Raw genomic sequence first — 8,684 nt, 5'->3', positions numbered from 1 at the left:
TTTTAACATACTATTTTCTTTATACTACAAATCCATTTAAAAATCCTTCTTTCTGGGAAGAATATTTATAAAAAAACCCTTCAGCGAAATGCCAAAGGGCTTGGAATTTTCTTGCTTCCCCTAATTAGGAAGTGATTTTCGATTCATAGAAGGTTTAACGTTTTCTTTAAACAATATATAACTTAATACCGATGTTTTTGATAATGTTTACAAACTCTTTTGAAATTCCTGTATCAGTGATAATAATATCAAAATCGGTAAGATCTGCAAAATGCGAAATTTTAATTTTACCGAACTTAGTTGAATCCACCAACAGGATCTTTTTATCTGAAGACTCAATAACTGCTCTCTTGGTTTCCTTCTCATAAGCAGTGGCACAGGTAACTCCTAATTTTTCAGAAACGCCTGCGGCAGAAATAAAAGACTTATTAGCCCTTATTCTTTTTATCATCTCTATCCCCTCTGGGCTTTCAAGCATTAGGGTATCACCGTGAAAATAACCTCCAGGAAATATTAATTTCCAATGCTTATTTTCATATACATTAAACAGAATATTTAAAGCATAACATATAACGGTAAGAGGCATATTTTCTGGTATAAATTTAGGGAGATTTTCGGTAGTTGAGCCGGTATCTATAACAATCACATCATTAGGGTCTACTAAAGAAGCTGCCTTTCGAGAAATCTTAATCTTCTCTTCTAACATTAAAGATTCTGCAGCTTGAATCAAATACTTCTCTTCAGCTTTATCCGTGGGGGGATTTTTCTTTAGAATGGCACCACCAGGGATAAGGGTAACAATATTACTTTTAGATAATTCCTGAAGATCTCTCCTAATAGTCATCTCTGAAACTTCCAACTTTTTAGACAATTTTTTAATACTTGAAAAACCATCGATAGATAACCTATTAAGTAAATAGTTTACCCGATTATTTTTTCCAATCATATTAAGCCTCTTTTTTAAAAAATAAAAATTCTTTTAAAAAAATACTCCCCTATTATTAAAACTTAAAGTATTAGAGTATTTATAATTATATAATTCTGGCCAAAGTTGCTTCTTTAACGTTCCCCGCATTGGCCTCATCTGTATCCAAATGCAAAGCTAGTTTACTATTAGGAGAAACTCTAATTACTACATCTTTATAAATAACTCCATGAGTCCCTGATACTTCCACCTTTGCTCGGTCACCATTTTTTACCTGATAAAATTCCGCATCTTTCGGAGTCATATGAATATGGCGAGCGGCTCGAATAGCTCCTTCCTTAAGTGCCAAAATACTTTTCGGACCAATAATATTGATAGATGGCGTACCTTCTATATTCCCTGATATCCTGGTAGGAAGATCCAGACCTAAAAAAATGCCATCAGTAATCGATAATTCAACTTGAGTGTATTTTCTAACAGGCCCAAGTATTCTGGCTTTCTCTATAACCCTCATTTTATTATAACTAACCACCATCACAGTTTCTTTGCTGGCAAACTCTCCTGGTTGTGACAAGTCTCTTAATTTAGTCAACTCGTAGCCCTTTCCAAATAAAATATCCAGCGACTCTCTGGTTAAATGAACATGATGGGTGGATATTTCTACCGGGATAGAAAAAAGTTTTGACCTTTTTTCTTTTTGAGATATTTCTTGATAAACAACTTCAGATACCACTTTAACCAGTTCTTTGTAATCATCTTTCATTTTTTATTCCTTCTCGTCTTTTGTTTTAAACACTCACAATCTTTACACTACTACTACAACCTAGCCTGGTTGCTCCTGATTTAATCATTAATAAAGCTTCTTCGAAATTATGGATTCCGCCTGCTGCTTTAATCCCCATTTTAGGACCGACGGTCCGGCGAATTAAGGCAACATCATGGGCAGTAGCTCCGGCGGTAGAAAAACCGGTAGAGGTCTTTACAAAATCAAAACCAACTTTTTTTACCAATTGAGAAGCTATTACTTTTTCCTCGTCTGATAGTAAGCAAGTTTCAATAATAGCTTTAGTAGTGGTTGTGTTTCTACAAGCCGTCATCACCGCTCGCAAATCAGCTTCTACAGTTTTCAGATCACCATTTTTTAAAGCTCCCACATTAATCACCATATCTATTTCATCTGCTCCATTTTCAATAGCATTTCTTGTTTCATAAGCCTTTGTTCTACTGTCTGTTGCTCCTAAAGGAAACCCAACTACCGTACAAACTTTTACTTTAGTCCCTCTTAACTTCTTGGCACAATAGGCAGTCCAGGAAGAATTAATGCATACAGAATAAAAACCATACTGAACTGCTTCTTCACACAATTTCTTTATTTGCTCTTCTTTTGCTTCTGGTTTTAATAAAGTATGGTCAATATAACCAGCAATATCTGCCGGAGAATGAATCTTGGAATAAAGATCGGAATTTGTACTGACTTCACCTTTTAAAATATCGTTTGTACCAGAATCAAAAGATATTCTTTCAGAATTAGGTAGATTTTTTAATTTTGCTATTACTTCTTTGCTAATTCTATCAATTAGCTCTTTTTTATCCATAATCTAAAACCTCTGATCTTTAATATTTTAAAATATAACTTTGAACCATTACTAAAGATTAATAATTTCTTTCCAGGGCTATTATTTTATTAATTCTTCTCCAATGTCTTCCACCAGCAAAAGGAGTTTCCAACCAGACTTTTACCATTTCACGTAATTCGTCTGGTGTATGCAATGGTCCACCCAAAGTTAATACATTGGCATTATTATGTTCTCTGCTATTTACAATAGTTTTAATATTATAACACAGAGCTGCTCTTATACCCTTAACTTTATTGCAAGTCATCGATGAGCCAATACCTGCTCCATCAATCATAATTCCCCTTTCACATTCACCGCTAGCCACTTTTTTTGCTACTTTAACGGCAAAATCCGGATAATCTACACTTTCTTTACTATAAGTTCCTACATCTGTAATTCGATAGCCGATATTTCTAAGAAAATGCTTAAGAATTTCCTTCGCTTCATATCCTCCGTGGTCTGAACCAATAGCTACATATCTTACTTTGCTACTAACTTTATCAAGATTAATCAGCTGTTTTTGAGGTATGGTTGAAGAATACAATCCACTAACCACATTTTGAATAATTTTTACTTTATTTATATCAGTATTTATATCAGTCATTTTCTTTACCTTTATTATTAGTTTTATTAACTGAATCGACAATCCCTACGATCATAGTTCTAACTGGAGCAGTAGAATTGTTCATAATTAAACGAGAAGAATTCCCTTCATCGATCACCAGAACCGTATCTCCTATCCCTGCTTGGACAGTATCCAATGCTAAAATGGTCTTTCCTTGCAGTTCTTCTTTATCATTGACAGGTTGTACAATTAAAATCTTATAGCCTTGATACACCGGATGCTTTATAGTGGAAACCACATTACCGATTACCTTACCTAAAATCATAATTACTCTCCAATATTTACCTGATCAACTAGACCCATAATAGTTAAATCAGAAGGGTTAAACCAATTTTTAAGTCCCAAAGCTGCCTCTCTACCGCCTTCATAGAAAACAATATCATTTAAACCGGCCTGAACTGTATCGCAAGCCACCACAGGTTCTTCTACTTCTTCTAATTTTTCATTAAGGGGCTGTAATAATAATAGTTTTATACCCTGAAAAGAATCTACTTTCTGGGTACAAATAACATTACCAATCACTTTCCCCAGTTTCATCTTTAACCTCCAAATTCAGCCTATAAAAATTAAATTAATCGATAGTAAATAATCGTTAGTCGTTAGTCGTTAGTTCAAAATTCAAAACTTTTTTCGTATAAAGTATTGCTTTTAAAGTAGGGGTCGGATTTATCCGACCCGTTTTCATTGCGGGTTCGATAAATCGAACCCCTACAAAAAAAGAAATTCCTATACCATTAAATTTACTTTAGACAATTCTAAAATAACCTACCAGAACACATCGTCTTTCTCGAGTAAAAGTCCTTGCTCTGGTTAATCCTTCTCCGGTAGGTGTGGCAATAGTAAAAGAAGCATAGCCAGCTCCGCCAAAGCCTAATCCGCTATAACACGGTCCGTTCTTTATAAAGAGAGAACAGTTCATTAATTTCGCCATCTTGGAAAGTTTAGCAATATTCCGGGAATGAATAGAGGCGGTATGTCTAAAATTATGCTCACACTGCACCGCAAAATCTATAGCTTCATCAACATTATTAAAACGAACCAGAGGGATTACCGGCATAAGCTGTTCAGTCCAGACTAAAGGATGATAACGATCGACCTCACCAAGCAATATTTTAACCTGGTCAGAGATATTTAAACCAATATCTCGCGCAATCACACTGGCATTTTTTCCAATATATTTTTTGTTTGGTGTTCCCTCATGTCCCGGTTTTCCCGGGTCAGCAATTACCAATTTAGTTACTTTTTCAATCTGCTCTCCTTTTAGTTCATAAGCACCATTTTTTATCATTTCCTCTTTTAACCTATCCGTAATCTGAGAAACTGCTAAAATTTCTTTCTCACAAACACAGACAATGTTGTTATCAAACCCTGCCCCCTTAACAATGTCCCGGGCAGCTTTTTCCAGATCAGCGGTTTCATCAACGACACAGGGAGGATTTCCAGGTCCAGCAGCAATAACTTTTTTACCACTATTCATAGCTACCTTGACTACCTCTGGACCACCAGTTACTACCAATAATCTAATTTTGGGATGTTTCATTAAAGTTTGAGCTGAATCAATAGTTGGATTAGCAATAGCACATAAAGTATTGGGAGGTCCTCCAGCCTTCACAATAGCCTGATTAATTAAGGAAACTGTAAAACAAGAACTTCTCTTGGCCATAGGATGAGGGTTAAAAACCACGGTATTTCCACCAGCAATCATACTTATACCATTATTAATAATCGTAGAAGTGGGATTGGTAGATGGTATAATTGATCCAATAACCCCATAAGCTGCTCGCTCGGTTAGAGTCATCCCGTTATCATCAGTATAAGCTATAGGTTCAAGATCTTCTATTCCCGGTGTTTTTAAAGCAGCCAATCTATTTTTTTCAATCTTATCCTCTACCCGGCCAAAGGTGGTTTCCTCGACAGCCAATTTAGAAATTTCTTCCAGATTACTTATAATTATTTTGCGTATACTTCGGATTATCTCTCTTCGCTTTTCGAGAGTTAATTTTATCAGTTCAAGATGAGCAACTTCAGCGGCATCGACAGCAGCATTTACCTCATCAAAAATACCATCCTGATTTAAAGTGCTTATTGGTAAACTCTCTGGCATTTCTAGATCGAGTGTGGCACCTTCTAACTTATTAAGTACACTTTCGATTATTAATTTCAGCTCTTCTTCATTTATCTTCATAATCGATCACCTATCTAATAAATATTTATCTCTTATCTTTTTTTCACATTCAATCCATTAAAAATCTTAGCTTTAATAAATAAAATAAGGTTTAATCGCTGGATGAGGGTTAGGAATTATTACCTCTTTACAAAGCAGACCTTTACTACCTATTATCTTTACTGCAGCTTTAACTGCAGCTTCTACTTTATCTATATTTCCGATCATTTTAATATAAGATTTACCACCTATCCCCATAGCCAATCTAATCTCGCTAATTAGAACATTAGCAGTCTTAGCAGCTATATCCGCAGCTTCAATGCTGGCCACTGCTGAAAAAGATTCTACTACTGCTATCGCATCCCAAACTTTACATTCAACCGTACCAATGATGGCAGGAATAATCTGAGGGTGTAAATTAGGAATAAATAATTCATCAACCAGGTAACCTTCTCCAATTTCCTTGCCAGCGGTAAGAGAAGCATCAACAGATGCCACGTCACCAGTAAAAAGAACTATAAATTTTCCCGGACAAATCGTCCTCGCCTCTATTACTTTTACGGGAGAAGCTTTTACTATGCTATCTAATGCCTTTATACCTACTGCTATACTATTAAATTCTAATACTCCAAGAACGATTATATCCATTCTTTACCTATCTTTCCTTATTATTTTTTAATAATAATCCTTTCCTCGTCAATATAAGTTATTCTGCCTTTAATACTGGAATGTAACCGAGCACCTAATTTTTCCTTAGGAATTTCAGCAATAAGATCACCCTCATTTACTGGTTCATTAATTTTTACTACCGCTTCCGAAGGAACACCCGTATGTTGCTTAAGTAAAATCTCCACTTGATCGGGATCAGTTTCTATTACTCGTAATGGACGTTGACTATCTTCATCATATTTATCTAATCTCAAACGATTTTTAATCCGCGAACTGGGTATTTTTCTGTAGGCTCGCTCCGCTCGCTCTTCTCTGGAACTTTCTTTTTCCCCTGAAAATTTAGGTTGATATCCAGCGGCGAGAAGGTTCGCTTTAATTTTTTGATTTATAATTCTGGGTGACAATTCCATCGGGCAGGCAAATACCTCGCAAAGCCCACACTCGCTACACAAAAAGGCATTTTGAATAACTTCATAGGGAATATCAATTCCAAAATTAATTTGTCTCATAATTTTATGAGGATAAAGTTCATGACCTAACAAATAACGAGGGCACAAGTCGGTACAATAACTGCATTGACAACAGGCAGCTTTGCTTTGTTTGATAATATATTCAATCCTCATGGTTTTCTTTAAGACCAAGGGATGATCTTTAGGTAAAACCAGAATCCCGGTAGTAGTTTTAATTACTGGCGTATCGAGATCAAAAACTACCTTTCCCATCATAGGTCCCCCCACAATGACTACAAAATCTTCTAGAGTAGGTTCACAAAGATTTATAATTTCCCGGAAAGAAGTACCAATTCGTGCAGTTATAATACTCGGTTTTTTTACTTCTCCTATGCAGGTTAGCGTCCTCCTGGTAACTGCTTTACCTTTTTCAGCCCTATACACATTTCTCAGGGTCTCTACATTATTTACTAAACAACCTATATCTGGAGGGATTCTACCTTCCGGAATAACTTTACCAGTAATTTCTTGTATCAGGATAAACTCATCACCGACGGGATAATAATCCTCCAGAAGAAATAGTGATATATTTTTCTTTTCAGCGATAGTTTTTTCTAGGTTTCCGGCAATAGAAAGATATTTTTTTTTCAGGGCAATTATCCCTTTTTTTGCATCAGTCGACTGCATAACTAATTCTAAACCCTTTACCACCTCTTCTCCTACTTCTTCCATAATATATTTATCGTTGTAAAGAAGAGGCTCACATTCTGCTCCATTTCCAATTACTACCTCACATTTATTGGCCACTTTGATATGGGTGGGAAAACCAGCACCGCCAGCTCCCACTACTCCCATATTCCTTAGCACATTTTCAAGTGCCATAAGTTATTTCCCTTCTGGTAAACTAGATCTCCTATTTTTTAAAAACAACTTGGTTATATTCTTCTACCATATCGACAATTCCTACAATTACACAATCGACTGGTTTTTGATGGGTAATTTCGGTCTGTCTTGCAGAACTCCCTTGAGATATTATCACTATCTCTTCTACTCCTGCTCCAACAAGATCCACGGCTACCAAATAATCATCATCTACTTCTCCTTTATGGTTGCAAGTTTGGACCAGGAGACATTTTCTACCTTTTATTCCTACCTCCATCTGGGTACTAACTACCGTTCCCACAATTTTACCAAATATCATTTTAACCTCTTTTTTGGTTTCCTGAAATTTTAAGAATATATAAATTAGTCGATAGTGAATAGTCGTTAGTCGTTAGTTCAAAACTCAAAACTTTTTTCGTATAAAGTATTGCTTTTTTAAGTAGGGGTCGGATTTATCCGACCCGTTTTCATTGCGGGTTCGATGAATCGAACCCCCGTTTTCACGAGGGCAGGCCCCTACGGAAAAAGGAAATTCCTATACAATTTAATTATTTTTTATAGACATATTTCCCGTTAATATCTATAGAATCGACTATAGATATTATAGTTGCATCACTTGGTTTTCCTTCAGTAGCAGCGGTCATCCGGGAACTACTTCCAGCTACATAAAAGACTACTTCTCCTAATCCTGCTCCCACGCTATCCATGGCTACCAAATAATCATCCTTCCCCTGCATATTAGAAGGGTTAATTTTCTCCAGAAGTAAAAATTTTATACCCTCAATTTTCGGTTCTTTCCTGGTTGATACAACCGTACCTACTACTTTTGCTAGTATCATATTTTTTCCTCCTGTATTATAATTGTCTCAATTAATCAGTACTCATTTTTTCTTTTTTGCTTTTGACTAGACCTCTGCCTAAAGGAAGAACTTCATCTACATTACTATGTGGTCGTGGAATAAGATGTACAGAAATCACTTCACCAACTTTTTGAGCCGCTGCGTTTCCAGCATCAAGAGCAGCTCGAACAGCTGCTACATCACCACGAACAATTGCAGTAGTATATCCTCCACCAATTTTTTCATAACCTACTAATTCTACTCTGGCTGCTTTTAACATAGCATCTGCTGCCTCTACCATTGCAGTGAATCCTCTCGTTTCAATCATTCCTAATGCATCTGTATAAATATCCATTTTTTTTAAAACCTCCTTAATGTTATTTTTATAACAAAATATTATCCTTTTCTAACATCTTAACCTATTAATTTAAGTATGTCAAGAGCTTTGGGTAAAATAAATTTTTTAATGTAGAATATTTATCATTTAATGGTTATTTCCCAAAAAGCCAAAAATA

12 protein-coding genes are annotated in these 8,684 nt (G+C 35.6%); all 12 read right to left on the bottom strand.

Going from position 1 to position 8,684, the window contains the following annotated elements:
• Positions 1–166 precede the first annotated feature (166 nt).
• The 12 genes from COZ07_RS09585 to eutM all read right to left on the bottom strand — a co-directional run bounded on the left by COZ07_RS09585 (position 167) and on the right by eutM (position 8,524).
• On the bottom strand, positions 167–946 hold the full coding sequence (locus tag COZ07_RS09585) for a DeoR/GlpR family DNA-binding transcription regulator (RefSeq protein WP_406608342.1): 780 nt from the start codon (positions 944–946) through the stop codon (positions 167–169).
• 85 nt (positions 947–1,031) lie between these two features.
• A complete protein-coding gene (pduL, locus tag COZ07_RS09580) occupies positions 1,032–1,688 on the bottom strand; it encodes a phosphate propanoyltransferase (protein ID WP_406608341.1) in 657 nt (218 codons plus the stop codon).
• Positions 1,689–1,713: 25 nt separating this feature from the next.
• Positions 1,714–2,520, bottom strand: a complete 807-nt coding sequence (gene deoC / locus COZ07_RS09575) for a deoxyribose-phosphate aldolase (RefSeq protein ID WP_406608340.1) — start codon at positions 2,518–2,520, stop codon at positions 1,714–1,716.
• A gap of 58 nt (positions 2,521–2,578) precedes the next feature.
• Positions 2,579–3,145, bottom strand: coding sequence for an RpiB/LacA/LacB family sugar-phosphate isomerase (gene rpiB, locus COZ07_RS09570; protein WP_406608339.1), 567 nt, complete (start codon positions 3,143–3,145; stop codon positions 2,579–2,581).
• Entirely contained in the window at positions 3,138–3,431 is a 294-nt protein-coding gene (locus COZ07_RS09565; protein ID WP_406608338.1) for a EutN/CcmL family microcompartment protein, read from the bottom strand. Before COZ07_RS09565 ends, rpiB begins: the two co-directional genes overlap by 8 nt.
• A gap of 2 nt (positions 3,432–3,433) precedes the next feature.
• The gene (locus COZ07_RS09560) at positions 3,434–3,703 is read right to left on the bottom strand and encodes a EutN/CcmL family microcompartment protein (protein WP_406608337.1); all 270 of its coding nucleotides are present in this window, start codon (positions 3,701–3,703) and stop codon (positions 3,434–3,436) included.
• A gap of 208 nt (positions 3,704–3,911) precedes the next feature.
• Complete coding sequence (locus COZ07_RS09555) at positions 3,912–5,351, bottom strand: aldehyde dehydrogenase family protein (RefSeq protein WP_406608336.1); 1,440 nt, start codon at positions 5,349–5,351, stop codon at positions 3,912–3,914.
• A gap of 72 nt (positions 5,352–5,423) precedes the next feature.
• Complete coding sequence (locus COZ07_RS09550) at positions 5,424–5,978, bottom strand: BMC domain-containing protein (protein WP_406608335.1); 555 nt, start codon at positions 5,976–5,978, stop codon at positions 5,424–5,426.
• Between the two features lie 20 nt (positions 5,979–5,998).
• On the bottom strand, positions 5,999–7,330 hold the full coding sequence (locus tag COZ07_RS09545; RefSeq protein ID WP_406608334.1) for a 4Fe-4S dicluster domain-containing protein: 1,332 nt from the start codon (positions 7,328–7,330) through the stop codon (positions 5,999–6,001).
• 31 nt (positions 7,331–7,361) lie between these two features.
• Entirely contained in the window at positions 7,362–7,649 is a 288-nt protein-coding gene (locus COZ07_RS09540; protein WP_406608333.1) for a EutN/CcmL family microcompartment protein, read from the bottom strand.
• A gap of 229 nt (positions 7,650–7,878) precedes the next feature.
• Positions 7,879–8,169, bottom strand: coding sequence for a EutN/CcmL family microcompartment protein (locus COZ07_RS09535; RefSeq protein ID WP_406608332.1), 291 nt, complete (start codon positions 8,167–8,169; stop codon positions 7,879–7,881).
• A 31-nt stretch (positions 8,170–8,200) separates the two neighbouring features.
• Entirely contained in the window at positions 8,201–8,524 is a 324-nt protein-coding gene (gene eutM / locus COZ07_RS09530; RefSeq protein ID WP_406608331.1) for a BMC domain-containing protein, read from the bottom strand.
• Positions 8,525–8,684 lie beyond the last annotated feature (160 nt).

Origin of the sequence: Candidatus Infernicultor aquiphilus (genome assembly GCF_002784285.1) — a bacterium.
GTDB lineage: Bacteria > Atribacterota > Phoenicimicrobiia > Phoenicimicrobiales > Phoenicimicrobiaceae > Infernicultor > Infernicultor aquiphilus.
Note: the sequence above shows the minus strand (reverse complement) of the source record. Positions and strands in the feature narration are given on the sequence as shown.